This is a genomic window from Geothrix sp. SG200, assembly GCF_022808935.1.
In the GTDB taxonomy this organism is placed as follows: domain Bacteria; phylum Acidobacteriota; class Holophagae; order Holophagales; family Holophagaceae; genus Geothrix; species Geothrix alkalitolerans.
This window is the reverse complement of sequence record NZ_JAKZFR010000003.1, coordinates 283,288-308,508: the sequence shown is the minus strand read 5'-3', so window position 1 is coordinate 308,508 and position 25,221 is coordinate 283,288. Positions and strand designations below refer to the sequence as shown.

Genomic DNA, 25,221 nt, shown 5'->3' with positions numbered 1-25,221 from the left:
AGGGCCGGAACCGCCATCCCATGATTCCATACGCTTCCGTATGGAGACCTCATGGCCGAGCTTCCGCAGGATCAGTCCGCCTCCCCGGATCTCACCGAGCGGGTGGCCCGCCTGGAGGCGCAGGTGGCCTGGCTCCTCCAGCGCCAGCAGGTGCCCGTGCCTCCGCCCGCCGCGCCCAGGGCCCGCAAAGCACCCGCCGCCGCGTCCCGGAAGCCGCTTTCTCCGGTGGTCTGGATCGCCGGCGCGGCAGCTTCCCTCTTCCTCGTAGGGGCCGTCTTCTTCTTCCACTGGGCCATCCAGCAGGGGTGGCTCGGGGCCGAGCTGCGCTTCGCCCTGGGGCTGCTGGTCGGCGCCGCCATCGCCGGCACCGCGGGGAAGCTCATCTTCGGTGAGGGACGCCGCCTGGGCGTGGCCCTGCTCCTGGCGGGCCTGGGCACCCTGCAGTTCACCTTCCGGGCCGGGGCCATGGCCTACCACTTCTACCCCGCCACCCTGGGCCTGGTGGCGGCGGCCCTGGTCACGCTGGTGGCCGGTGGCCTGGCGGCCCGGGGCCGCAGCGGCGGCGCCCTGACCGTGGCCCTGGTCTCCGGCCTCGCCGCCCCGCTGGTCTTCAGCCAGGGCGGGCACCACGAGGTGGCCCTGGCCATCTACCTGGCCGTGCTCATGGCCGCGGCGCTGGCGGTGCCCTACCTCGCCAGGACCGGGGAGGCCTGGCACGGCGCCCGCTGGACCGCGCTCATCGGCACCTGGCTCCTTCTGCTCCCGGCCTGCACCGAGGTGCTGAAGGCCGACGCCCCGGCCCTGGCGGGCCTGCTGGCCCTCCACCTGGCCCTGGCCGGAGGCTGGGCCTGGCTGCCGGGACGGGATGAGAAACCGGGCACGCCGACCGTGCTCTGGCTGGTCGCCTCGATCCTGGCCACCACGTACGGCGGCCTGGTGTGGAAGCGCCTGGACCTCGCGCCCGAAGCCTTCGCAGCGCCGGTGCTCGCCCTCGCCGCCCTGAACCTGGCCCTCGTGAAGCCGCTGCGCCGCCGCCTGGGCGGCCGTCAGGCGGACTGGGGCCTGCTGGCGCTGGCAGCGGGGCACCTCGCCCTGGCGGTGCCCGTGGCCCTGGCCTGGCGCTGGGTGGGCCCCCTCTGGGGCGTCTTCGCCCTGGGCCTGGCCTGGGCCTCCCGGAAGGCCGAGGAGGGGGAGTTCACGCAGGAGGCCACCGCCCTGCGCTGGCTGGCGGCGGGCATGGCGTTGCTCACCACGTTCCGCTGGGCCTTCCACGGCCTGGACAGCCTCTTCTTCCACGGCAGCGGGACGGCGCCCTTCCTTCATGCCTCCTTCGTCGAAGGCGCCCTGGCCTCCGCCGCCTGGTTCCTGCTCACGCGGCGCGGCGGCCCCCTGGGGGTGGTCTCGTTCCTCGCCCTGGAGGTGACGGCCAACGTGACCCTGGCCTTCGAAGCGGCCCGGCTGGTGCAGTGGCTCCAGACCCCCACCCCGGCCGCCTGGGGCCCCTCCCGCGCCGCCTCCATCGCCATGACGCTGGTGTGGGCCCTGTCCGGCGCCTGGCAGTGGATGCGGGGGCTGGGCCAGCGCGAGGCGGCCCGCCGCGCCCTGCTCGCCGCCGGCTATGCCTGGATGGGGATCGCGAGCTTCAAGCTCATCGTGTCGGACCTCGACCGCGCCGACACCCCCCTGCGCGCCCTGGCCTTCCTGGGCGTGGGGGCCATCGGCATGGCGGCCGCCATCCTCGCCCACCGGCATCATCCCGAGGGGAACGCATGACCTCCATCCGACTGATCGCTCCCCTGGGCCTCCTCCTGCTCGGCCTCGCCTGCACCCGCGAGGACGCCGCAGCCCTGCGCCGGCGACCCATCCTGGCGCCGGCCGCCAGCGGGTGGGTGCGCCTGCCCCTGGACGGGGACGCCCAGCGCCAGATGAAGGGCGCCTGGATCGGCGATGCGGAGGGGCGGAGCGTCCCCTTCCTGGAGGCCCGCGAGGGTCTCTGGGAATCGCGCACCCTGGCCCTGGATCACCTGCTGACCGGGCGGGACGCCGAGGGCCGGCCCACGGCCGAGTTCTCGCTGAAGCTTCCCGAGGGCTGGCGGGTGGGCGAGCGGGAGACGCTGGAGCTCGACTTCGACCTCGACGGACACGCCCCCTGGGTGGCCCAGGTGAAGACCGAGCGGCGACGCGAGGACGAGGGCGACGCCTTCATCGCCTACGATGCCCCCGCCGCCACGCACCTCTACGACCTGTCGCCCTCGGGCCACCGGCACACCCTCCACCTCCCCTGGGACGGCCAGCGCTACCGCCTGGTGCTGGTGGCCTCGCAGGGGGAGGCCCCGCGCATCCGCGGGCTCTCGGTGCGGGCAGAGACCCGGCCTGAAGCCCTGGAAGCGGAGCTGGCCCTCGAGGGCACTCTCTCCCCGGAGCCGGGCCGGCCGCGGACCTGGCGGCTGACGCTGCCCGACACGGAGCGCATCGTGGGGCTCGACCTGGTGCTGGCGCCGCCGGCCGCGCCCCTCGCGCCGGACGTCCGGGTGGGAGAGCATGCCGAGACGGAGCGGCCCGGGATGGCGCAGACGATGGCGCAGACCTGGACCGGCGGCGACCTCGTCTGGAACCTCCCGGCCCTGGGCACGCGCTCCAGCCGCATCGCCCTCGCGCCGACGCTGGCGAAGACGCTCACCCTGACGCTGCCCGACGGCGCCACGCCCCAGCAGGTGCGCGCCCTGGTGCGGCGGCAGACCCTGATCTTCCCCGTGGAGGCGGGACAGGCGTACGTCCTCCACCTGGGGGGGGAGGCCAAACCCGCGCCCGGCAGCCTGGGCGCCCTGCCCTCCCTCCAGGTCCTGACCGCCGCCGCCCCCCTGACCCTCGGCGCCAGCGAGCCCGATCCCCAGGGCCTTCCCCGCCGGGTCGGGGCCGACGAGCGCGCCCGGCCCTGGATGCCCTGGGTGGCGGGGGTCGCGGTGCTGGTCCTGGCCGCCGTCGCTTGGAAGCTGCTGAAGGAGAGCCCCGCCGCATGACGCTCCGCGCCCTCCTGCCCGCGGCCCTCGCGCTGGCGGGGCTCGCGTGCCGCTCGCCCCTGGCCGAGCTGCGACCTGAACCCGGCGGACCAGCGCTGGCCCTGGCGGTCCACGTCGAAGACCACAGCCGGAAGCTCGCCCGCCTGAAGGAACCCGGCGGAGAGGCCGACACGCCCGAGTCGCGCAGGGCCGCCCTCGAGGCCCAGCGCGCGGCCTTCGAGGCCGACCTGCGCGCCGAGGCCGCGGCCCGGAGCCTGCGCCTGGAACCGGCCTCGGGCCTGCGGCTGGACCTGACCATCACCAGCCTGGGCGAGGTGCGGACCAAGTACATCGCCTGGGGCATCGCCAGCGGCGTGGGATGGGGCGTGGGTGTGGGCGTGCTGGCCCACGACCCGCGGCTGGCCGTGGGCCTCGGCGCCTACGAGCTGCTCGAGGAGAGCGCTTTTTGGATCGGCGGCTCGGTGCTCATGGGCCGCTGGTCCAGCCCCGCGGTGGTGGAGGCGAAGCTCCTCCGCGCCGACGCCGGGAAGCCGCTCTGGGAGGAGACCTACTACGTGCTGTGGGCCCGCCGGGAGCTGGGGGCCCTGGCTCCGGCCGAGCAGGCGAAGCGGGAGCGCCAGCTCCAGGCCTCCCTCCGGAAGATCGAAGGAAAGCTCTTCCACGACCTCGAGGCCATGCCCGGCTTTCCCCGCCCCCTCAGCCCTTCGCGGCCGCGGGAGTCGCCGGCCGCAGCTGCACCAGCGCCACCGCTCCCAGGATGACACCCATGCCCAGGACCTGGCGCGGGCCGAAGGGCTCGTGGAGGATGAGGCCCCCCAGCAGCACGGCCACCACCGGGTTCAGGTAGGCATAGGTGCCCATCTTCGCCGGCGGCCAGGCCTTGGCCAGGTAGACGTAGGCGGAGAAGGCCAGCATGGAGCCGAACAGGGCCAGGTAGACCGCGGCCCCCACGGCCTTGTGGGTGAGCGGTCCCCGCAGGAACCCGCCCGCGAGGGGCGCGACCGTGAGCCCGATGGCCGCGGCGGTGGCCATCTGGATGCCCACGTTGGTGAGCAGCCCGCCGCCGTGGACGAAGTGCTTGCCGTGCAGCGTGCCCCAGGACCAGATGATGGGCGCCGCCACCAGGGCCGCCAGGCCGCCCATGTGAACGCGCGTGCCGCCCGAGGGCCACACCAGCACGCAGACGCCGGCCAACCCCAGCAGGAGCCCCATCCACCCCTTGGGGCCCAGCGGCTGCTTCGCCATGGAGAAGACCGCCAGCCACAGGGGCACCAGGGCCGCCAGCACCGCCGCAAGGCCCGAGGAGACGTGCAGCTCGGCCCAGGAGACCAGCGCGTTGGCACCTCCCAGCAGGAGGGCCCCCACGATCATGAGGTGGCCCACTTCCCGGGCCGGCGGCCAGGGCTCCCGCCGCAGACGCCCCATCGCCAGGGCCAGCACCGAGGCGAGGGAGAAGCGCGCCGCCACCAGGCCGTAGGGCGTGAAGGATTCCAGGCCCAGGGCGATGGCGAAGTAGGTGGAGCCCCACACCACGGCCACGGTGAGGTAGGCGAGCCAGGCGAGCATCAGGGCGCGCCCATGCCCGCTTCGCGCTCCACGCGGCAGACCCGCAGGTGGAAGGATCCGTGCCACCGCTCCCGGCCCAGGCGCTGGGCCGCGGCGTGCTCCGCGTGGGCCTTCCACGCGGCGATGGAGGCCTCGTCCTTCCAGTAGGACACGGTGATGCCGAAGCCCTCGGCGTCCCGGGCGCTCTCCACGCCGAGGAAGCCGGGCTGCGAGCGGGCCAGCTCCACCATGCGGTCGGCCATGACGCCATAGCCCTGGTCGCCCGGGGTGCGCTGGCTGCTGAAGATGACGGCGAGGTAGGGCGGCTCGGGGGTTCGCGCGATCACTTCTTGGCCTTCTTCCCGGCGGCCTCGCCGGCCGGGAAGGGGCTCGGACCGGCCTTCTCCCAGTGGGTCTCCAGCACGATGGTGGTGCGCGTGGTCACCATGGGACCCAGCGCGCGGATGCGGCGCAGGCGCTCGGCGATGCCCGCGGGGGTGTCCGCCACCACCTTGAGCATGAGGGCATCCTCGCCGGCCACCGTGTGGGCCTCCAGGATGTCCGGCTCGTCCTCGAGCGCCTTGATGAAGCGCTGCTCGATGGCCTCGTTGTTGTCCTTGTAGCGCACCGCCACGAAGGCCACGTTGGGCTTGTTCACGGCCGCCGGGGCCACGCGGGCCGCGTAGCCCGCCAGGATGCCGTCGGCTTCCAGGCGCTTCACGCGGTCGATGATGGTGGGGCGGCTCACGCCGAGCCGCTCCGCCAGTTCCGCGTGGCTCATGCGGCCTTCCTGCTGGAGCAGGGCCACCAGGCGCCGGTTCAGATCGTCTTCCATCAACGTCTTCGCCATGCTGGACTCCGGGAATGGGGTTGATGAGAATCATTGAACACTGTGCTAGAAGGTTCGGCAATACGGATGACAACCCGTAAATGGCCCGGGTCGAGGTAAAATGCAGGCAGAGGTGCACATGGACTTCGCCCGACCCTTCACCGGCCAGAGTTTCTTCCTGATCGCGGGGCCCTGCGTCATCGAGAGCCGGGAGCATGCCCACCTGATGGCGTCGAGCCTGCGCGACCTGGCCGAGGCCCGTGGCATCCCCTTCATCTACAAGTCCAGCTTCGACAAGGCCAACCGCACCAGCCGCGACAGCCACCGGGGGCCGGGCATGGAGGAAGGCCTGGACATCCTGGCGGAGATCCGCAGCCGCTACGGCGTGCCCGTGCTCACGGACGTCCACGAGAGCAGCCAGTGCGGCCCCGCGGCCCAGGCCGTGGACGTCCTCCAGATCCCCGCCTTCCTCTGCCGCCAGACGGACCTGCTGCTGGCCGCCGCGGCCACGGGCCGCACCGTGAACCTGAAGAAGGGCCAGTTCCTCGCCCCCTGGGACCTCCAGCACGGCGTGGAGAAGCTGAAGTCAGTGCCCGGCCACGGCCCCGTGTGGGTGACCGAGCGCGGCTCCAGCTTCGGCTACGGCAACCTGGTGGTGGACTTCCAGAGTTTCCCCCACCTGCGCAAGACGGGCTGCCCCGTGATCTTCGACGCCACTCACAGCGTGCAGAAGCCCGGTGCCCTGGGCAAGGCCACCGGCGGCGCCCGGGAGATGATCCCCACCCTGGCGCGGGCCGCGGCCACGGCCGTGGACGGCTTCTTTTTCGAGGTGCACGACTGCCCCGAGAAGGCCTTCAGTGACGGCCCGAACGCCATGCGCCTCGAGCAGTTCGGCGCCCTGCTCGATGAGCTGCTGGTCCTGTGGAGGGCTGGCCGCGCCGCGGCGCAGCTCGATCCCGCCGGCAAGTGAGGGTCGCGATGCCGGAGGCGATCAAGGCCGGGCGCGCCCTGGAACTGCGCCCCCTCTGCCTGCGCGACGCCCGCCCCCTGTTCGCCCTCGTGGACGCCAACCGGGACCGCCTGCGCCACTGGCTGCCCTGGCCCGACGACAACCGCAGCGTGCAGGATTCCCGTGCCTACATCCTGAGGGTGCGGGCCCAGGCGCGCGCGGGCATGGCCCTGCCCTTCGGCCTCTGGTGGAAGGGCGACCTGGTGGGCGTGGCGGGTTTCGTGTGGCTCGATCCGGCCAACCGCAGCGGAGGCATCGGCTACTGGCTGGCGCGGGAGGCCGAGGGCCACGGCCTGATGACCGCCGCCGTGTCGGCCCTGGCCCGCCACGGCTTCTACGCCCTCAAGCTCAACCGAGTGGAGATCCGCGCCGGCATCCGCAACCGCCGCAGCCGCGCCATTCCCGAGCGCCTGGGCTTCCGCCACGAGGGCACACTGCGCCAGGCCGAGCGCCTCGTGGGCCGCTACGTGGATCATGCGGTGTACGGGATGCTGGCGGAGGAATGGCGGACCCGATAAACCGCCTGCGCGCCCGGCAGTAAACGGGACATGCGCCTCTGGATCCCCCTGCTCATCCTTTCCGCCCTCCCCCTCGGGGCCCAGACGGCCATGGTGTCGGTGGTCCGCCAGCCCAAGGCCACCGCCGCGGAGTTCACAGTTCCCATCACCGACCTCCAGGTGCGGGACCAGGGCGATTTCGCGCACCTCCACCTGGGCGTCGGCCTCGGGGCCCGGCACTGGGACGACGGCGACACCAGCCTGCGGTTTGTCATGGACGCCAACGCCACCGCCAACGCGCTGTTCGTGGGATTCGGCGCCATCGTGGAGGTGCCGCCCGGCGAGGGCGCCTTCCTCGGCCCCCGCCTCCGCGTGGGCTGGGCCTTCCACCCGTCCTGGGCCCTCAGCCTCGAAGGCGAGCACCTGGAACGCCCCTTCACCGACGGGATCACGCCCCGCCGGCGGAGCGCCCTGGGGCTGGCCCTCACCTGCCGATTCTGAGCGCCGACCCGGCCTTCAGCGGAGCCGGAAAGGCATCGTCAGGCGGAACCGCGCATACTGCGGCACCCCGTTGAGCTTGGCCGGCTCGAACCGCCAGGCCAGGGCATAGCTGATGGCGGTGAACAGCAGGGGTACCGGCCCTTCTCGCGCCTCGGCCCGGACGGGCTCACCCTGCGGATCGATGATCAGGTCCAGGACCACCGTGCCCTGAACGCGGGCCAGCTTTGCCGCGGGCGGATAGGGTGGCGCGGGCGGCTGGCGCTTCACGCGGATCTGGCTGAAGTCGAAGTCCACCACGCCCCCGGCCTTTTGTGCGGGCGCGGTGGAGGCGGGAGCGGGCGCCGATGGTTTCGCGGCCGGCTTGATCTCCCGAATCGGGGCCGGAGGCGCCAGGACCTCGTCCAGGCCCTGCCTGAGCACACCGGCGACCAGATCCTGGAGACCCGCATCGCCTTTCTTCCCAGCCACCCGGTTGAAGAAGGCGATGCGAGGCGGTTTTCCGGGCACGTTCTCGGTCAGGTCCCGGTCCTCCCAGAGCGAGCAACGCGCTCGGACCTGGCAGATGGCCAGGCCCTCCGCCCGGACGACCTGGATCTGCAGCCCGAGGTGGAAGGCGTCCTGCGGTCCCGCCTCCAAGGGCGCCACCCGGGCCAGGCCGCTCCGGTCCAAGAAGCGTCCGAGCTCGGCCTCCAGTCGGTCGGCTTCGAGGACGGCCGGTCCGTCCGTCGAGTTCTGCGCCACCTCCACCACCACCTTGGATGGCGGCGCCGAGGGGTGGGGCGCACCTGGCGCAGCGTCGAGGTGGAAGGGTACCCGCAGGTCACATTGCACCCGCGCGGGTGTCCCGTCGATGACGACGGGCTGGAAGGTCCAGGCTTGCAGATAGGCCGCCGCGGCCTCGCGAAGCAGCCTGGGGCCCTCCAGGGCCTCGGCCCGCTCCACCCACCCGGAGCGCGAGATGGTCAGCCGCAGCAGAACCTCACCTTCCAGGTTCGCAAAGCGGGCCAGGGGAGGGTACGGGGGCGAATCAGCCCGTTTCTGGACCACCAGACGCTGGAAGTCGTAGGGCACCGGGTCCGAAGTCGCGGCGGGAGGTGTCGCCAGGGTTCCCGGACCGGCCGGCGCAGGCTGGGCCAGGGCCGGGAGAAAGGGGCTGAGGCAGGCCAGGAGAGCGGCGGCGGGGCGCATGGGAACCTCGGGAACGTCGGGCCAGTATTGGGGGCTCGGCGGAGGCCTACTCCACGCCCGCCGCGTAGGTGAGGTTCAGCAGGGCCATGGCGCGGGTGACCTTGCCCACGCTGTTCTTCGTGGTGTCGGTGTAGAGGATCCCTCGGCGCTCCAGGGCCTCGTAGTCGAAGTTGCCGTCGCCGCTGAGGTCGAAGCAGAGGGCGCCGTCCTTGATCCAGTCCGTGCGGATCTGGTAGCCGGGGGCCGGCACCGCGCTCACGATGACGTCGGCCATGCGGACGAAGCCCTCCAGGTGCGTCGGGTTGGTGGCGGCATGGCAGAGGATGGGCGTGCCCTTGAGGTTGGCCACCATGGCCGTGAGGGGCCGGCCGATGCGCAGGCTGTCGTTGATGACGAGCACGGTCTTCCCGGCCATCCAGCCGTCGCCGAAGCCACGCTTCAGCGTCTTCACGATGGCCCGGGCGGTGCAGGGCGTCATGCAGCGGTGCTGGGAGCCGTCGTCCAGGCGCTTCCGGTACTTGGTCAGGAACCCGATGTTGATGGCGTGGAGGCCCTCGATGTCCTTGCCCGGATCCACCAGGTCCATGACCTCGTCATCCTTGATCTCGGGGTAGCGCAGGGGATAGAAGATGAACACGCCGTGGGTCTTGTCGTCCTGGTTGAGACGGGCGATGAGCTTCACGAGCTGCATGCCGTTCTCCACGCGCAGATCGGCGGCGTTGATGCCCAGGTCCTCGCAGTCCTTCATGAGCCAGCGCTGGTAGGTGACGCTGCCGGGGTCGCTGCTCCCGAGGATCACGCCGAGGCCCGGGGAGAAGCCGAGCTTCTTCACGTTCAAGCGCACCAGGTCCAGGTAGTGCCGGGCGGTCTCCTGGCAGTCGAGCTTCCCCGTGAGCGTGGTGGGCATGCGGCACCTCGCCTTCCAGTTTATCCACCCGGCGGGCCGGGCACCCTATCCTGGTCCCATGCGCTCCTCCAAGCCCCAGCCCCGCGAGATCCAGGCCCGGCTGCGCGCCGCCTACCCGGACGCCCGCTGCGCCCTGGACCACCGGGACCCCTTCCAGCTGGTGGTGGCGACCATCCTCAGCGCCCAGTGCACGGACGCCCGGGTGAACCTCACCACGCCGGCCCTCTTCGCCCGCTACCCCAATGCGGCCAGCCTCGCGGCGGCCCGCACGGAGGAACTGGAAGCCCTCATCAAGTCCACCGGATTCTTCCGCAACAAGGCGAAGAACCTCATCGGACTCGGACAGGCGCTGATGGCGAAGCACGGCGGCCGCGTGCCTTCGGACCCGGCGGAGCTGGGCGCCCTGCCCGGCGTGGGCCAGAAGACCGCCAATGTCGTCCTGGCCAATGCCTTCGGCGTGCCGGCCCTGGCCGTGGACACCCACATCTTCCGCGTGGCGCGCCGCCTGGGCCTCTCGAAGGCCGCCACGCCCGAGAAGGTGGAGGCCGACCTCTGCCAGGCCTTCCCCCGGGAGGACTGGATCGAGCTGCACCACCAGCTCATCTTCCACGGTCGTCGCACCTGCGACGCCCGCCGCCCCGCCTGTGCCGCCTGCCCTCTGCTGGACCTCTGTCCCACGGGGCTGGGGCAGATCAAGGATCCGCACCTGGGGGTGAGGCTGACCCTCGCCAGTCCTCAGGCCTCAGTCCTCAGCCCTCAGGCCGCGGCACCCGGCGCACAGGTTCCCACGGGAGACACGCCGAAACGCATCGTCAGCCTGGTGCCCTCGGTGACGGAGCTGCTGGTCCAGTGGGGCCTGGCGGCTCGGCTGGCGGGGCGCACGCGGTACTGCATCGAACCGAAGTGGATCCGCAACACGGTGCCCGCCGTGGGCGGAACCAAGAACCCGGATCTGGACCGCATCCGCGATCTGGCGCCGGACCTGGTGATCCTCGAGCGGGACGAGAACCCGAAGGAGGTCGCGGATGCCCTCACGGCCCTGGGCATCCCCTGGCTGGCCCTGGAGATCCGGACGGTGAAGGACTGCGTGCGCGCCTTGCGCCAGCTGGGGGAGCGCCTCGGCGCCGTCGAAGTCGCCGAATCCCGCGCCTCGGCGCTGGAGGCCACCCTGACGGGACGCCGCCGCAAAGGTCCCCGCACCCTCGCCCTCATCTGGAAGGATCCCTGGATGAGCGCCGGGCCCGACACCTACGTGGGCGATCTCCTCCGGACGGGGGGCCTGGCGCCCCTTGGTCCGGACCGCTACCCGACGCTGACCGACGACGATCTGGCGGCCCTCTCGCCCGAGCTGATCCTCCTCCCCACCGAGCCCTACCGCTTCAACCGCCGCCATCAGGCCGAGCTGCAGCGGCGCTTCCCGGACGCGGAGGTGCGCGTGGTGGATGGCCAGGCCCTCACCTGGTACCTCAGCCGGACGGAGCTGGGCCTCGACCTGGTGCGGAGCTTCCGATAGGGTGGTGGGCAATCCCCACCGAGAGGTGTCCCGTGTCGCGTCCTCCGCTGTGCAGCCTTCTCCTGGCCCTCTCCGGCCTCGCCCTGGGGGCCCAGGGCATCTTCAACAACGCCAACAGCCCCAGCGATCCCACCTGCCCGAGGATCATGCAGGAGAAGACGGAACTGAACGACAAGAGCCAGTACGGTCCCAACGGGGCGGACGCCTCCGCGGTCCGCTACTCCCAGCAAGGGGATCAGTTCTTCCCTCCGGCGGGCCGGAAGGATGTCTCCGCCTTCACCGCCTACGACGAGAAGAGCAAGGGCATCTCCATCGCCAGCCTCAAGGGCAAGGTGGTGCTGGTGGGCCTCTGGAGCAAGAACTGCGATCCCTCCGCCAAGATGCTCCAGGAATTCGCCAGCCTCTATCCCAAGAAGGGTCAGTACGGTTTCGAGATCCTGGCGGTCAATTTCGATGAGAACCAGCAGGACAGCGGCATCGAGGGCGGCTGGCGGGCCATCCACAAGTTCATGAACCGGAACCGCCAGTTCTTCGAGAGCAGCCACATGCCCGTCTTCACGCCGGGCCTCGGCAAGGAGGGTCCGTCCAACTTCATGGACATGATCTATTCCGTGCCCGTGCTGTTCGTGGTGGACCGCCAGGGGAAGCTGGCCGAACTGCACATCGGCTACCATGACGGCTTCGTGGGCCAGGCCGTGATGCGGGCCCTGCGGGAGCGGACGCCCGCCCCGGCGCCAGCCCCGGCACCTGCCCCGGCCGAACCCGCCAAACCTGCCCAGCCCTGACCTCATCTGTTGAGGTAACCTGTCCGGCGAGGCTGCCCGCCCCGCCGGAGGATCCATGCCCTTGCCCCTGATCTACCTCATGACGGCCCTGCCTGCCCTGCAGGCTCCCGCCCCTGCCCCGGCTCCCCAGGCCGTGATCGAGGCGGCCAAGGCGAAGGCCAAGGCCGTGATGGATGCCCGGGCCGCCTTCATGAAGGCCGGGGGCAACACCAAGGACTTCCGTGGCGACTGCACCAAGGAGCTGGCGGACCTGGACGCGCGCCTGGCGGTCGAAAAAGCCCCGGAGCTGCGCCAGGCCCTGCTGGTGAGCAAGCTGTTCCACCTCCAGCTGGCCAAGGCCGAGCCTGCCCCGGCCTTCCTGGCCCAGCTGAAGCAGGAGGTGCCGCCCACCGCCGCTGCCTGGAGCCTGGACCCGGGCCTGCTCACCGCCCGCGCCGAAGCTGATCCCAAGGGGTGGGACGCCTACGTGGCCGAGGCCCGGACGAAGCACGCCGACGCGGACCTCCGGCGCATCCTGCTCTTCGAGCACTTCTGGGAGCGCCTGGACGCCAAGGACGAGGCCGCCTGGAAGCCCGCCTACGAGACCCTGCAGAAGGACTTCGCCGGCAGCCGCCAGGCCAAGCAGGCCCAGGGCATCCTCGAGGGCGAGCTGAAGACCGGCCTGGGGCGCCCGGCGCCGGCCTTCCACCTCCAGGCCCTGGGCGATCCGAAGACCACCTACACGCTGGACACGTTCAAGGGCAAGTACGTGCTCATCGACTTCTGGGCCACCTGGTGCCCGCCCTGCCGCGCGGAGATGCCCTCCATGCACGCCGCCTGGGCCAGGTTCAAGACGAAGCCCTTCGAGATCCTCTCGCTCTCCTTCGACCGCCGCGTCGAGCACATCGCGCCCTTCCGGAAGCAGGCCGCCACGCCCATGCCCTGGAAGCACGCCTTCATCGAGGGCGGCTTCCAGAACCCCGTGGCCGACGCCTACGGCGTGAAGGGCATCCCCAAGCCCCTGCTCGTCGGACCCGACGGCAAGATCGTCGCCAGCGGCGCCCAGCTCCGGGGCGAGAACCTGGAGAAGACGCTGGAGACGTTCCTGGGCAAGTGAGGGCGGCGGCCACCCCCGCCTGGGGATTTGCGCATTGATGATTCATGGGTTATGTTCCCCGCATCTGGAGGTTCAGAGCTGGGGGATCCCATGGCCATGCCTTCGCCAGCCCGCCCCGCCGCCGTATCGCGCGGGGCACTCGTCTTTCTCCTGGCCCTCCCGCTCCACGGGCAGGAACCGGCCCTGAAGCCGGATTGGGAGGGGTTCGTCGGACTCTCACTCGTCTGGGCGGACTACAAGCCCGCCTTCCCTGTCGCTGGGGCCCCGGATTCCCGCACCACGGCCGGTTTCGCGCTCTACGGAGGGGGGCGCTGGCGCCGGACCTGGGGCTTCGAGATCGACCAGACCTTCTATGGGGACTTCACGGTGATCGCCGGTGGGGTTCCGGAGGACCGGGACGTCTGCACCACCAGCCTCACGGGGATGGCCTGGCTTCCCCTCGGTTCCGCGTCTGCCTACGGCCGCGCCGGGGTGGCCTACTGGACCGCCACCAGGGGCGAGGGCTACGTCTTCCTGAAGGATTCGGGCGAGACCACCACCTCGGGCTTCACCCCCCACCTCGGCGTCGGAGTCGAAGCGCCGCTCGGCAAGCAGTGGCTCCTGCGCCTGGACGGGAGCCTGTTCCCCCGGGTGCTGTCCCATCGCCTCGTCCGCGTGAGCGCGGGCGCGGCCTGGCGTTTCTAGGCGAGGCCGCCTCCCCTCACTTTCCCTCCAGCCACGCCTTCATGCTCTCGGGCTTCTGGAAGCCCAGGATGCGACGCAGCTCCCTGCCGTCCGCGTCCAGCAGGAGGACCGTCGGGTAGCTGCGTATCTGGAGTTTGGCGGCCAGATCCTTGCGCTTGGCGTCGGTGTCGATGCGGATGGGCACAGCGTTCTGGGCCATCCACTGCTTCACGGAGGCGTCGGGCCAGGTCTTCTCGTCCAGCTCCTTGCACTGGGCGCACCACTCGGCGTAGATGTCCACCAGCACGAGCTTCTTTTCGGCCCTGGCCTTGGCCAGTGCGCCTTCCAGATCCTGCTCCATCCAGCCGGCGTGTTCGTCTGCCACGGCCGCCGCGCCGCCCTTGGGCAGCAGGTCCACCTTCAGGAAGGTCTCCACGGTGCGCACGCCCAGCAGCAGGGCCAGCGCCAGCATCAGGAGGGCGAAGCCCTTGCGGAGCTGGCCCACCAGGCCCGCGGCGGCCTCGAAGGCGCCGAAGACGGCCGCGCCCGCGAGCATCACCACGGTCCACATGGCGAAGTTCGCCCAGTCCGGCACCACGAGCCGCACGTTCCAGGCCGCGAAGCCCAGCACCACCAAGCCCATGCCCTGCTTGAACCGCGTGAGCCAGTCGCCGCTCTTGGGCAGGGCCGCCGAGAAGGTGCCCACGGTCAGGAACAGCACACCCATGCCCAGGGCGAAGACGAAGAGCTGGAGCCCGCCCATGAAGACATCGCCCCGCTGGGCAATGCCCACCAGCACCGCGCCGATGACGGGCCCCACGCAGGGCGCCGAGAGGGGTCCCAGCACGAGGCCCATGAGAAAAGCCCCGCCGAAGCCCTTGCGAGAGCCGTCGCCCTGCAGCTTCAGGGCGAGCCCCTGGGGCAGGGCGATCTCGAAAGCCCCGAAGAGGGAGAGCGCGAAGGCCGCGAAGAGCAGGGACACAGGGATGAGGAAGGCAGGCTTCTGCGCGAAGGCCCCGAAGGCCGCGCCGCTGCGTGCCGCCAGCACGCCCAGCGTGGTGTAGGTGACCGCCATGCCCAGCACCAGCATGGCTGACAGCGCGAAGCCCCGGGCCTTGCCGCTGCCCTTGGCCCCCACGATGGCCATGGTGATGGGGATCATCGGGTACACGCAGGGCGTAAGCGAGGCCCCCATGCCCGCCAGGAAGACCAGGAGCAGCGACCAGAACAGGCCCGAGTGCTCGGAGACAGGCGCAGGCGCAGCCGCCTGCGCCGCGGGAGAAGGTGAAGCCGCAGGGGTCGCCGGCTCTGCCGTTTTTTCCACCGGAGAAACCGCAGGTTTCTCCGCCGGCACAACCGCCGGCGCGGCAGCCGGAATCTCGGACGCCCTCACCTCCAGCGTCCGCGTCGTCGGCGGGAAGCAGACGCCACCCTCGCCCTCGGTGCAGGGCTGGTAGGTCACTTCCAGGTTCACGGTGCCGCTGAGGCTCTCGCCGCGCAGGGGGATGCGCACCGTGCCATGCCACACGCCGTCGCCGATCTCGTCCTGGGCGTCCGTGGCGGGCAGGGGACCCACCTTCAGCGTTCCGGCGCCGCCCTTCTTCGCCACCTCCATGAACGAGGCCTTCAGGTGGGCGCCCGGCGGCACCGTGAGCACCACGGCTCCCTTCTGGAAGGCCAGGCTCACGCTCTTGATCGCATCGAAGGAGGGATCAGCCTTCTGGGCCCAGGCGGTCGCCGCCAGCAGAACGGAGCAGAACAGGGACTTCAGGAACCGCATGGGCACTCCAGGCGTGCCTCGGGGCACCCTCCATGATCCCCTGGGCGGACCGCCCTCCGCCAGCGGCCACTGCGATGGCAGGGGCCGGCGGTCAGGACAGGCCGCCCGCGGCCCGCTGGACGAAGTTCTGGAGGCCCATCTGCCCGATGAGGTCGAGCTGGGTCTCCAGCCAGTCCACGTGTTCCTCCTCACTCTCAAGGATGTCCTGGGCCAAGTCGCGGCTCACGTAGTCGCGGATGCCTTCCGCATAGGCGATGGTCTCGCGCAGATCCTTCATGGCGTCCATCTCCAGGGCCAGGTCCCCCTCCAGCACCTCCTTGGGGTTCTGGCCGATGCGCAGCTTGTGCAGGTCCTGCATGCTGGGCAGGCCCTCCAGGAAGAGGATCCGCTCGATGAGACGGTCGGCGTGCTTCATCTCGTCGATGGATTCCCGGTACTCGTGCTCCCCCAGCTCCTTCAGGCCCCAGTTGCGGCACATGCGGGCGTGGAGGAAGTACTGGTTGATGGCCGTGAGTTCGTTGCGGAGGAGCCGGTTCAGGTGCTGGATGAGGGTCGCATCGCCTTGCATGGGGCCTCCCCTGGAAAGGCCCTCACCATAGCCACCTTTGCCGGTTCTTCACAAGCATTTCAGCCGGCCTTGGCGACCTCCGCCGACAGGCCCCAGGTCGGGCCCATAGCCGGGACCATAGCCGGGACCATGGTCGGGCCCCAATTCGGACGGCAACGGCCCCGGCAACCCCAAGGCGTCGTCAAGGGATTCAGGGCCACCCCCACCGGCTCCCCGGCCCGGATGGCCAGCACCGCCTCAGCCATGGCCCCCAGGCAGCGCCCGCAGTCCGGCTTGGCCTCCAGGACCTCGAAGACCGCCTTCACCGACGCCGCGCCGCGCTCCCGCACGGCCCAGACGACCTGGTCCTCCGTGATGGCGTTGCAGACGCAGAGATACATGCCCGACCTCACGAATCCATTCTAATCAAAAGAGAAGGAGTCTCAATATTGAAATGTGTGATCTGCGCCACAATCCCCGCCCACGGTCGCTGGATTAGGCTGGAACCATGACGCCGAGCCCCGCCTTCCCCTGGTCCGCGCCCCTGCTGGCGCGCCTTCGGGCCCACCTGGCCGCCGAGCCCTTCCTCCGGGATGCCGCCCATGACCTGGGCCACATCCTGCGGGTGGCGCGCCTGGCGGGCGTCCTGGCCACCGAGGAGGGCGCGGATGCGGAGGTCTGCGTGGCCGCCGCTCTGCTCCACGACCTGGTCTACCGCCCCAAGAACCACCCGGAGTCGCCGCTCACCGCCCGCCTGGCGGCGGAGCTGGTGCCCCAGTGGTGCCGGGAGACGCCGGGATTGGAGCCGAAGGCAGAGGCCATCGCCGCCGCCGTGGCCACTCACAGCTGGAGCGGGGGTGAGTCTCCCGGCAGCCTGGAGGCCGCCGTGCTGCAGGACGCCGACCGCCTGGAGGCCCTGGGCGCCATCGGCATCGCCCGGGTCTTCGCCACGGGCGCCAGCTTCGGGGCCGGCCTATGGCACCCGGAGGACCCCTGGGCCGAGGGCCGCGACCTGGATGACAAGGCCTGGAGCCTGGACCACTTCGAGCGGAAGCTCCTCAAGCTCGCCGCCGGCATGACCACCGCCGCGGGACGCCGCCGCGCCGGGGCCCGCCAGGCGGTCATGACCGCCTACCTGACCGCGCTCCGCGCGGAGCTGGGTCCGACGGCCGAGCCTTGATCGCCGTTCCTCATGTCCGCAGGTCCATGGCCGATAGCTATACTCAGCCATGCCTTTCACCCTCTCCCTCCGACGCCCCTTCGTGGCCGATCATTTCCACAACCTTCCTGGATTCCAGGAGGATCGGCACGGGCACAACTGGGAAGTCGAGGCCACGGTCGAGCTGGTCTCCGAAGCGGACGAGGCGGCCTTCGCCAAGGCCCTGGATGCCTGGCTGGAAGCCGTGGACTACCACCTGCTGAACACCCTTTCCCCGCTGGATGGGCGGAACCCCACCGCCGAGGCCCTGGCCGAGTGGGCCTTCGAGCATCTGCGGGAGGCGGACCTGCACCCGCACAGCGTGAGAATCAGGGAAAAGGCCAACTACTGGGCGCTCTGCCGGGGAGACGCCACGTCATGAGACCCGCACGCAGGCCAGGTCCGGGCCCGAGTCTGCGGATGGGCATGTGCACAGGCCTGGGCTCGGGGCTCTTCCTGGGCCTGTTCCTGGCCTTGACGGGCTGCGGGCGCCAGGCGGCCCGGGAGGCGGCTTCGCGGCCCGCTCCCCCACCCAGGCCCGCCACCTCGGCCCGGAAGGACTGGTCCTGGCGCCCCGTGGGGGGGCTGGCCATCCTGGAGGGCGAGCTGGCCTCACCCGCGGAGCTGGTGCTGGAGGGGCGCTCCATCCGGGAGGCCCGCTTCGCCGAAGCCGGCCCCGTGCGCTGGGAGCTTTTCCGGCCCCCCGTGGGCGAGACCGCCCTGCTGCGCACCGCCTCTGGCCAGATCCTGGCCCGCTTCGAGTTCGTGCTGCCTCCGCCGGCCAGGGTCGCGCCCCCGAAACCCAGCACCCGCGCCGCTTCCGCGATCCCACCCAAGGCGCGGCATGCCGATCCGCCTGCCCAGGCCCAGGTGAGCCCCGTCCTTCCGGCCCGGGCCAAGGTGAGCCCCGCCATCCTGCCGGCCCGGGCCGAGGTGGGCCCCGCCATCGTGCCCGCCCGGCCTCCGAAAGCCTTGCCCGGATTGCCCGCCGTGGCCCCGGATCGGGTCACTCCCCTCCCGAGCCCCACTCCGTTCCTTCTCCCCCGCGCCGCGGCGCCGGCCCCGGGGGCAGGCCCCTGGCCCGGGATGGGCGAGGCGCTCAACCTCACCCGCGGCCCCGGGGGACAGAAGCGGCTGCTCCTCAGCTTCGATGGCGGCTCCAATGCCGAGGTCGCCACCGAGATCCTCGATGCCCTGAAGGCCCGGGGCGTGCACACCACCATCTTCCTCACGGGCGCCTTCATCCAGCACTTTCCGGCCCTGGTGAAGCGCATGGCGGCGGAAGGTCACGAGCTGGGCAACCACACCATGAACCATCCCCACTTCGCGCCGGGCATGAAGCGCGATCCCAAGTGGACCAAGGAGCGGGTGCAGGGGGAACTTCTGGAGGCCGATGCGGCCCTGGTGCGCCTCCTCGGCCGCCCCATGGATCCCTACTGGCGGGCGCCCTACGGCGAGCAGACCGCCGAGATCCGCCGGTGGGCCGAGGAACTGGGCTACCGCCACGTGGGCTGGAGCGAAGGCGCGGACACCCTGGACTGGGCGACACCGAAGGAGCGCCGCCTGTACCGCAGCGGCGATGCCATCCTCCAGCGCCTCAGGCAGCGCCTGGACCGCGATGGCGACGGCCTCATCGTGCTCATGCACCTGGGCTCGGAGCGGGCCGAGAAGGACCGGCCCTCCGCGGGGCTGGGGGCCTTCATGGACCGCGCGCGACGGGAAGGCTGGGCCTTCGTGCCGGTCAGCGCCTTCCTGCACGACCTCGGCAAGCCCGCCTGGAACCCGCAGCTGCGCCTGGCCTTCCTGCAATCTCCGACCCCCGCGCCCCAGTCCCGCTGAGCGCCGCGCCCCTGGGCTACACTGAAGCCCAGTCACCTTGGAGGCGCGTTGCAGGGGATCGGCCGTTGGATGCTGAGGGCAGGACTGGGCTTCGTGGCCCTGGTGCTGCTGCTCTCGCTGGCCAGCTTCCATCCACTGGACCCGCACCCCTTCACCCAGGGCGCCGCCGTGGCGGGCGTGCAGAACCTCTGCGGCACCGTCGGGGCCACCATCGCAGGCCTGCTCCAGACCCTCATGGGCATGGGCGCCTGGATCGTCCCGCCCTACCTGCTCTGGGAAGCCTGGCCCCGGGAGGGCCACCGCTGGCCCGGCCGCCTGGCCTGGCTGGGCCTGGCCCTGGCGGTCTGGACGGCCCTCGGCGCCTTCGGCAGCCGGTCCTGGCCGGGCCTCGATGGCGTGGGCACCGTGGAGATCCGCTGGGGCGGCTGGCTGGGAAGCACCCTGTGGCCTGCCCAGCGCCACCTCCTGGGGCCCGTCGGCCTGCCCCTCTTCCTGGCCTTGGTGATGCTCACCTGCGCCCTCGTCCTGGCCCCCTCCGTGACGCGCGGCATCGGCAGGCTGCTGCACCGCTGGCTGGGCGAGACCGCCTGGCCCTGGGTGAAGCCCATGCCGGCGAAGGGTTTCCAGGGTTTCCTCGGCATGGTGAGGCGGCCCTTCCTCCGCGGCCGCAACCCGGACCAGCCGGACCTGGACGCGGCGGATGGCGCGGCCCTGCTGGCCCTGGCCCAGCGCCAGGAGGCCCTGGAGGCCCAGCGGGAGGCCCTCCTGAAGGCCGAGTTGGAGACGGCAGAGGTCCGCAGGAAGCAGCCCCTCGTCCGCGCCGAGGACCTGCTTCCGCCCATTCAGTCCATCAACCTCGATGCCACCCAGACCCTGATCGACGCGCAGCCGCTCCCCACCTCCGCACCGACGCCCCCCCTGCCCGCCGACGCCCCCTTCCGGGCCAAGCTGCTCGCCGAGGCCCCGCCGCCGCCCAAGCCGAAGCCCACCGTGGCCAAGGTCCAGGTGGCCAAGGACCGCTTCGGGCGGGAGATCGTCCAGCCCCCGCTGCCCCTCACCGAGCCCACTCCGGCGCGCCCCCTGCCCGCCCCGCCGCCCGATCCGGAACCGGGCCCGGCCTCACGGGAGACCCTGCCCCCGCGCCGGCTCTTCGATCCGCCCGGACAGCACGCGAAGGCTGACCTCGCGGCGCTGGAGTCCATCAAGGAAGTCATTGGACAGAAACTGTCCGAATTCAAGATCAAGGGCGCCGTCACCGGCATGCAGCCCGGCCCCGTGGTCACGGTGTTCGAGTTCCAGCCCGATCCCGGCATCCCCCTGTCCCGCATCCTGGGCATGGAGGAGGATCTCGCCCTGGCCCTGCAGGCTGAAGCTGTGCGCATGGACCGCATCCCAGGCAAGAACCTGGTGGGCATCGAAGTGCCCAACCCCAAGCGGGAGATCATCACCTTCCGCGAGGTCATCGACAGCCCCGCCTTCCGCGACGCGCCGGGGCTGCTCCAGCTGGCGCTCGGCAAGGACATCGCGGGCAAGCCCGTGGTGGCCGACCTCAACAAGATGCCCCACCTGCTCATCGGCGGCAGCACCGGCAGCGGCAAGAGTGTGGGCGTGAACGCCATGATCTGCTCCTGCCTCGTGCGCGCCCTGCCCGACGAGGTGAAGCTCATCCTCGTGGACCCGAAGATGGTGGAGCTGGGCGTCTACGAGGACATCCCGCACCTGTGGGCGCCGGTGGTCACGGACATGAAGGAGGCGGGCCGCGTGCTGAAGTGGGTGGTGGCCCAGATGGAGGACCGCTACCGCCGGCTGGCCCTGCTCAGCGTGCGCGACCTCAAGGGCTTCAACACCAAAATCACCGACGCCGGCGGAAGCCTGGACATCTCCGAGCGCACGCCCAATCCGCGCTGGCCGGACCGGCCCGCGGTGCTGGACCCCATGCCGCACGTGGTGGTGGTCATCGACGAGCTGGCGGACCTCATGATGGTGGCCCGCAGCGAGGTGGAGGACAGCATCGCCCGCATCGCCCAGAAGGCCCGCGCCGTGGGCATCCACCTCATCCTCGCCACCCAGCGGCCCTCGGTGGACGTGGTCACGGGCGTCATCAAGGCCAACCTGCCCAGCCGCCTCAGCTACCGCGTGCGCACCAAGATCGACAGCCGCACCATCCTGGATTCCGGCGGTGGCGAGCAGCTGCTGGGCGCCGGCGACGCGCTGTTCCTCCCCAACGGCGCCAGCCATCCCCGGCGCATCCACGCCCCCTTCCTCACGGAGGACGAGACCCTGCGCCTCGTGACCTGGCTGCGGGAGCGCGGCCGGCCCGACTACAACCAATCCCTCGTCAGCGCCATGGAGACCGAGGAGGAGACCGCCCTCTTCGACGAGGCGGAGATGGGCGGCGGCGATGACATCTACGTCCGGGCCCTCGCCGTGGTGAAGCGGGAGCGCAAGGCCAGCACCAGCCTCCTCCAGCGCAAGCTCAACCTCGGCTACGGCCGCGCCGCGCGACTCATCGACCGCATGGAGGAGGAGGGCATCGTGGGGCCGGACCGCGGCGCGGGGAAACCGCGCGAAGTGCTGGTCGAGGCGGAGTGAGTCTCAGACGTTATCGTCAATCGATTCATAATCATATCAACATAATTCAATCCAATTAACACTTGTAGAAACCCGCCATTGGACTGTCCGTAGATCTGCGTCACACATTTCTTGATGCATCGATCATGAATCCTCAGACTGCGCTTACCCCTGCCTGAGGAGTCTGCATGAATTCTGTCCCCTTCCTCCGCGCCGCCAGCCTCCTGGCGGCCGCTTCCTGCCTGTTGGCAGCCGAGCCCGCTACGGCCCCGAAGCCGGCCTCCGCGAAGATCTGCACCACCTGCCACACCACCGCCGCCGACAACCTCCGCGGAAACTTCGACAACCTGGCCCTGAAGAACAACTCATTCCAGCTCAAGATCGACGAGCGCACGGAAGTGCTGCGCTTCGACAAGGCCGCCCTGAAGGTGGTCACGCCTGAGCCCGCCGCCACCCCTGAGGCGGCGCTGAAGTCCATCGCGAAGGGCCACGAGGTGCGCGTCCAGTTCACCGAGAAGGACGGCGTGAAGACCGCCGTGGCGGTGTTCGCCAAGCCTCCCGTCAAGCTGGCCGCCAGCGAGACCATCACGTTCGACGAACTCCAGAAGCTGGTGGTCCTGGGCCCCGAGAAAGGAAAGTATTTCCTCTTCGACTCGCGCCCGGCGCCGCGCTTCATGGAAGGCGCCATCCCCACGGCCGTGAACCTGCCCTTCCCCGCCTTCGACAAGAACGTGGCCAAGCTGCCGGCCGACAAGGGCGCGCTGGTGATCTTCTACTGCAGCGGGAAGACCTGCAACATGAGCCCCGGATCGCTCGCCAAGGCCAAGAAGCTGGGCTACACGAACGCCAAGGTGTTCATCGACGGCATGCCCGCCTGGACGAAGAAGGCCTACGGCGTGCTGAGCCCGGCTTCCATGAAGGCCGCGTTCCTCGACACGCAGACGCCGCTCGTGATCCTCGATACCCGTCCCGCCGCTGAAGCATCCAAGGGCTTCATCAAGGGCGCCGTGGCCGCGGATCCCGCGAAGACGGCCGACCTGCTCCAGACCTTCCCCTCCGCCAAGCTCAAGCCCCCGGTGGTGGTGGTGGATGAGACCGGCGGCGACGCGGCAAAGGCCGTGGCCTCCGACCTGGTCAAGGCCGGCTATGTGGGCGTGAACGTCCTCACCGGCGGGTTCAAGGCCTGGCAGGCTGCCTCGATGCCGGTGGAGACGGGAACCTTGGCCACGAAGGCCGCCTTCGTGCCCAAGCCCCGCCCCGGCGCCATCGCCCCGGCGGACTTCACCAAGCTCGCGAACCTCGCTCCCGCCGAGCGTGGCGCGGTGATCCTGGACGTCCGGAACCTCGACGAGACGAAGAACGGCATCATCAAGGGTGCCCTCACCATCCCCGAACCCCAGATCCTGGCCCGCCTGGCCGAGGTCCCCAAGGGCCAGAAGGTGATCTGCCACTGCTCCACGGGCATCCGTGCCGAGCTGGCCTACCACCTGCTGAAGGAGAAGGGCTACGACGTGCAGTTCCTCCCCACGGAGATCACCATCATCGACAGCGGCGAGTTCACCCTCGACTGAATCCCCTCGCCCTCATAAAAAAGGCCGGTCCCTTGACCGGCCTTTTTTATGCCAGCCACCCCCAAGCAACACTCAAGTCTGGCCCGACTCGGCCGATAGCATGGGGCATGAGGGTCTGCCATGGACGCCAGCCTTGCCCCCTATCACCACCACCACCAGGAGCTGCGACGCCTGGCGCGCGAGCATGAGGCCCGCCTGGCCCCGGCCCTGGTGCGAAGCCATCCGGACCTCTGCCTGGCCGGCGCGCAGGCCCTCCTCGTCACGGTCAAGGCCCACGTGTCCATGGAGAACACCGTCCTGTATCCGGCGCTGCTGGAAGCCATGGACCCCGACATCCAGGCCACCGCGAGAGGGCTGGAGGCGGGCCTGGGCGAGCTGAAGACCCGGCTGCGCCAGTTCAGCCACCACTGGCCCAGCGCCGAAGCCATCCGGCTGGCACCGGAGGCCTTCATCGAGACGTCCAGGGACCTGCTCCAGGTCCTCCGCAGGCGGATCGACCTGGAGGAAGCCCGGCTGTTCCCCCTCGTGGAACGGGCCTAGCTTCGGGTCAATTCTCGGAAACGGGCCTCGCGCGCGGCACGCGCCAGCGGCTGCGCTGCGCGGGATCGGCCATGCCCCCGGTGTGGCAGGCCTTGCAGGCCTCCAGATGCGTGTTCTGGTTCCGCCAGTAGGCCCGGGCCTCGCCGCCGGTCTCCTGCCGGCGGTCGATGGGCACCTGGGGCCAGTAGAACGAGAGCGCGGGCGTCTCGCCCTTCATCTCCAGGGCGTAGAGCGGGCCGGGTTCGGTGCCGGGGCGGCCCCAGCGGTCCTCCAGGGTGCTGAGCACCACCAGGGAGCCCGGCGGCAGGGGGTTGCCGGCCCGGTAGGCGGAGGCGGCGGCGGGATTGGCCCAGGCGCGGATCCACCGGCCGCCGTGAGCGGGAGACTTGACGGGCTCCGCGTGGATGGCCTCGAGGGAGGCATAGTCCAGGGCCCGCACGGGAGCCTGGGCTTCGGGATCCATCGGCGCCGCGGGGGGCGCCTGGACGACCTTCGCGGGCGCGGGGGCAACGGGCCGGCCGGGATGGGCCAGGGCATAGCCGGAATAGCCGGTCGCCAGGAGGGCGCCGGACCAGGCGAGGCCCAGCAGCAGCGCGAGGGCGCCCAGGCTCTGGTGATCCTTCCGCGGGCGGTTCATGGACCAGAGCGCGGGGACCGAGAGGAGCGCCGCGGCGGTGGCGATCACCGCATGGCGGAACAGCAGGGCATCCGCTCCCAGTCCCGAGGCCGGCAGGGGGAAGATCCGCCCGGCGGGAATCAGCGCCGACAGGCGGCCCAGCGCGGGGCCGCTGACCAGCGCGGCGATCAGCCCCAGCAGGCCGACCCAGCCCAGGTACCGGCACACCGTCCACCAGGGGCGCATGCCGCGTCCGGCGCGCTGGGAGGCGAACAGCGCCCAGGGCAGGAGCAATCCGGTCGCCACCGGGAGGTGGGCCAGCAGGGCGTGTTTGAGGGCAATCCATTCCATGGGACCCACGCTCGGAAGGGGCAAGACTCCCCGCAGTCTGCCAGTGTCTGGGAAATCCTGGGAGTGGAATTCCTGTCACAATCGGCGGCATGAAGCAGATCCTCCTCCAGCACGTCCAGGAGTCCGTCCAGCTCAAGCAGGCCTTTTTCACCCGGGAGATGGACCACCTCCTCGCCCAGGCTGACGACATGGCCGAGCGCCTGCGCAGGGGCGGCCGCATTCTCGTCTGCGGCAATGGGGGCAGCGCCGCCGACGCCCAGCACCTGGCCGCGGAGCTGAGCGGGCGCTACCTGAAGGAGCGGCGCGCCCTCGCGGGCATCGCCCTCACCACCGACACATCGGCCCTCACGGCCATCGGGAACGACTACGGCTTCGACCAGGTCTTCTCCCGCCAGGTGGAGGCCCTGGGCCGGCCCGGCGACCTGCTCATCGGCATCAGCACCAGCGGCAACAGCCCCAATGTCATCCGGGCCGCGGCCTCCGCGAAGGAGCTGGGCGTGCGCACCCTGGGCCTGCTGGGCCGCGACGGCGGCAAGCTGGCGGGCCTGATGGACGACGCCCTCGTGGTGCCCTCCACCGTGACGGCGCGCATTCAGGAGATCCACCAGATGATCTACCACTTCTGGTGCGAGGCCCTTGATGCCCAGTTCTGAGA

Annotated in this window: 26 protein-coding genes; 17 read left to right on the top strand and 9 right to left on the bottom strand. The window is 70.9% G+C overall.

Going from position 1 to position 25,221, the window contains the following annotated elements:
* Positions 1–51: 51 nt before the first annotated feature.
* From ML539_RS09180 to ML539_RS09170, 3 genes are read left to right on the top strand one after another with little or no spacing between them, the layout of a single operon-like run.
* Positions 52–1,773: a DUF2339 domain-containing protein gene (locus ML539_RS09180; RefSeq protein ID WP_243322754.1), complete on the top strand. Its 1,722-nt coding sequence runs from the start codon at positions 52–54 to the stop codon at positions 1,771–1,773.
* Positions 1,770–3,020: a hypothetical protein gene (locus tag ML539_RS09175; protein ID WP_243322752.1), complete on the top strand. Its 1,251-nt coding sequence runs from the start codon at positions 1,770–1,772 to the stop codon at positions 3,018–3,020. The genes ML539_RS09180 and ML539_RS09175 overlap by 4 nt, the downstream gene beginning before the upstream one ends.
* Positions 3,017–3,781: a hypothetical protein gene (locus ML539_RS09170; protein WP_243322749.1), complete on the top strand. Its 765-nt coding sequence runs from the start codon at positions 3,017–3,019 to the stop codon at positions 3,779–3,781. The genes ML539_RS09175 and ML539_RS09170 overlap by 4 nt, the downstream gene beginning before the upstream one ends.
* Here the strand turns inward: ML539_RS09170 and ML539_RS09165 are convergent.
* Genes ML539_RS09165 through ML539_RS09155 form a run of 3 tightly spaced genes read right to left on the bottom strand, consistent with a single transcriptional unit; the run spans position 3,717 to position 5,415 of the window.
* A complete protein-coding gene (locus tag ML539_RS09165; protein WP_243322748.1) occupies positions 3,717–4,586 on the bottom strand; it encodes an EamA family transporter in 870 nt (289 codons plus the stop codon). The two genes, ML539_RS09170 and ML539_RS09165, sit on opposite strands and share 65 nt — an antisense overlap.
* On the bottom strand, positions 4,586–4,912 hold the full coding sequence (locus ML539_RS09160; RefSeq protein WP_243322746.1) for an antibiotic biosynthesis monooxygenase: 327 nt from the start codon (positions 4,910–4,912) through the stop codon (positions 4,586–4,588). The genes ML539_RS09165 and ML539_RS09160 overlap by 1 nt, the downstream gene beginning before the upstream one ends.
* Entirely contained in the window at positions 4,909–5,415 is a 507-nt protein-coding gene (locus ML539_RS09155; RefSeq protein ID WP_243322745.1) for an Lrp/AsnC family transcriptional regulator, read from the bottom strand. The genes ML539_RS09160 and ML539_RS09155 overlap by 4 nt, the downstream gene beginning before the upstream one ends.
* A gap of 118 nt (positions 5,416–5,533) precedes the next feature.
* Between ML539_RS09155 and kdsA the strand changes: the two genes are divergently transcribed.
* From kdsA to ML539_RS09140, 3 genes are read left to right on the top strand one after another with little or no spacing between them, the layout of a single operon-like run.
* Positions 5,534–6,364, top strand: coding sequence for a 3-deoxy-8-phosphooctulonate synthase (kdsA, locus tag ML539_RS09150; protein WP_243322743.1), 831 nt, complete (start codon positions 5,534–5,536; stop codon positions 6,362–6,364).
* Positions 6,365–6,372: 8 nt separating this feature from the next.
* Positions 6,373–6,921, top strand: coding sequence for a GNAT family protein (locus ML539_RS09145; protein WP_243322741.1), 549 nt, complete (start codon positions 6,373–6,375; stop codon positions 6,919–6,921).
* Between the two features lie 30 nt (positions 6,922–6,951).
* A complete protein-coding gene (locus ML539_RS09140; RefSeq protein WP_243322739.1) occupies positions 6,952–7,401 on the top strand; it encodes a hypothetical protein in 450 nt (149 codons plus the stop codon).
* Positions 7,402–7,416: 15 nt separating this feature from the next.
* Here ML539_RS09140 and ML539_RS09135 read toward each other — a convergent pair whose 3' ends face one another.
* Both ML539_RS09135 and ML539_RS09130 read right to left on the bottom strand, forming a co-directional pair.
* Positions 7,417–8,589 carry an energy transducer TonB gene (locus tag ML539_RS09135; RefSeq protein ID WP_243322737.1) on the bottom strand — a complete coding sequence of 391 codons (1,173 nt, stop codon included), beginning with the start codon at positions 8,587–8,589 and terminating at the stop codon, positions 7,417–7,419.
* A 46-nt stretch (positions 8,590–8,635) separates the two neighbouring features.
* Positions 8,636–9,496 (bottom strand): bifunctional 5,10-methylenetetrahydrofolate dehydrogenase/5,10-methenyltetrahydrofolate cyclohydrolase, encoded by an 861-nt coding sequence (locus ML539_RS09130; RefSeq protein ID WP_243322735.1) that lies wholly within the window; start codon positions 9,494–9,496, stop codon positions 8,636–8,638.
* A gap of 58 nt (positions 9,497–9,554) precedes the next feature.
* Between ML539_RS09130 and nth the strand changes: the two genes are divergently transcribed.
* The 4 genes from nth to ML539_RS09110 all read left to right on the top strand — a co-directional run bounded on the left by nth (position 9,555) and on the right by ML539_RS09110 (position 13,574).
* Entirely contained in the window at positions 9,555–11,009 is a 1,455-nt protein-coding gene (gene nth, locus ML539_RS09125; protein WP_243322733.1) for an endonuclease III, read from the top strand.
* Between the two features lie 32 nt (positions 11,010–11,041).
* Positions 11,042–11,794, top strand: coding sequence for a TlpA disulfide reductase family protein (locus ML539_RS09120; protein ID WP_243322732.1), 753 nt, complete (start codon positions 11,042–11,044; stop codon positions 11,792–11,794).
* A gap of 55 nt (positions 11,795–11,849) precedes the next feature.
* Positions 11,850–12,890: a TlpA disulfide reductase family protein gene (locus ML539_RS09115; RefSeq protein ID WP_243322730.1), complete on the top strand. Its 1,041-nt coding sequence runs from the start codon at positions 11,850–11,852 to the stop codon at positions 12,888–12,890.
* A gap of 90 nt (positions 12,891–12,980) precedes the next feature.
* Positions 12,981–13,574: an outer membrane beta-barrel protein gene (locus ML539_RS09110; protein ID WP_243322729.1), complete on the top strand. Its 594-nt coding sequence runs from the start codon at positions 12,981–12,983 to the stop codon at positions 13,572–13,574.
* Positions 13,575–13,590: 16 nt separating this feature from the next.
* Here ML539_RS09110 and ML539_RS09105 read toward each other — a convergent pair whose 3' ends face one another.
* From ML539_RS09105 to ML539_RS09095, 3 genes are all read right to left on the bottom strand, one after another.
* Positions 13,591–15,333: a cytochrome c biogenesis protein CcdA gene (locus ML539_RS09105; protein WP_243322727.1), complete on the bottom strand. Its 1,743-nt coding sequence runs from the start codon at positions 15,331–15,333 to the stop codon at positions 13,591–13,593.
* A 91-nt stretch (positions 15,334–15,424) separates the two neighbouring features.
* Entirely contained in the window at positions 15,425–15,901 is a 477-nt protein-coding gene (gene bfr, locus ML539_RS09100) for a bacterioferritin (RefSeq protein ID WP_243287252.1), read from the bottom strand.
* 59 nt (positions 15,902–15,960) lie between these two features.
* Positions 15,961–16,281 carry a (2Fe-2S)-binding protein gene (locus tag ML539_RS09095; RefSeq protein ID WP_243322725.1) on the bottom strand — a complete coding sequence of 107 codons (321 nt, stop codon included), beginning with the start codon at positions 16,279–16,281 and terminating at the stop codon, positions 15,961–15,963.
* A 107-nt stretch (positions 16,282–16,388) separates the two neighbouring features.
* Here ML539_RS09095 and ML539_RS09090 point away from each other — a divergent pair, with 107 nt between their 5' ends.
* The 6 genes from ML539_RS09090 (at position 16,389) to ML539_RS09065 (ending at position 23,599) form a co-directional block, all read left to right on the top strand.
* The gene (locus ML539_RS09090; RefSeq protein ID WP_243322724.1) at positions 16,389–17,060 is read left to right on the top strand and encodes an HD domain-containing protein; all 672 of its coding nucleotides are present in this window, start codon (positions 16,389–16,391) and stop codon (positions 17,058–17,060) included.
* 49 nt (positions 17,061–17,109) lie between these two features.
* Positions 17,110–17,460 carry a 6-carboxytetrahydropterin synthase gene (locus ML539_RS09085; protein ID WP_243322722.1) on the top strand — a complete coding sequence of 117 codons (351 nt, stop codon included), beginning with the start codon at positions 17,110–17,112 and terminating at the stop codon, positions 17,458–17,460.
* 44 nt (positions 17,461–17,504) lie between these two features.
* On the top strand, positions 17,505–18,917 hold the full coding sequence (locus ML539_RS09080) for a polysaccharide deacetylase family protein (RefSeq protein WP_243322720.1): 1,413 nt from the start codon (positions 17,505–17,507) through the stop codon (positions 18,915–18,917).
* Positions 18,918–18,986: 69 nt separating this feature from the next.
* Entirely contained in the window at positions 18,987–21,509 is a 2,523-nt protein-coding gene (locus ML539_RS09075; RefSeq protein WP_243322718.1) for a DNA translocase FtsK 4TM domain-containing protein, read from the top strand.
* Positions 21,510–21,676: 167 nt separating this feature from the next.
* On the top strand, positions 21,677–23,059 hold the full coding sequence (locus ML539_RS09070; protein WP_243322716.1) for a rhodanese-like domain-containing protein: 1,383 nt from the start codon (positions 21,677–21,679) through the stop codon (positions 23,057–23,059).
* 120 nt (positions 23,060–23,179) lie between these two features.
* A complete protein-coding gene (locus ML539_RS09065) occupies positions 23,180–23,599 on the top strand; it encodes a hemerythrin domain-containing protein (RefSeq protein ID WP_243322715.1) in 420 nt (139 codons plus the stop codon).
* 7 nt (positions 23,600–23,606) lie between these two features.
* On the opposite strand, the gene ML539_RS09060 is transcribed toward ML539_RS09065, so the two are convergent.
* Complete coding sequence (locus tag ML539_RS09060; RefSeq protein ID WP_243322713.1) at positions 23,607–24,566, bottom strand: hypothetical protein; 960 nt, start codon at positions 24,564–24,566, stop codon at positions 23,607–23,609.
* 89 nt (positions 24,567–24,655) lie between these two features.
* On the opposite strand from ML539_RS09060, the gene gmhA reads away from it, so the two are divergent.
* Positions 24,656–25,219, top strand: a complete 564-nt coding sequence (gene gmhA / locus ML539_RS09055; RefSeq protein WP_243322711.1) for a D-sedoheptulose 7-phosphate isomerase — start codon at positions 24,656–24,658, stop codon at positions 25,217–25,219.
* The last annotated feature ends 2 nt before the right edge of the window (positions 25,220–25,221 follow it).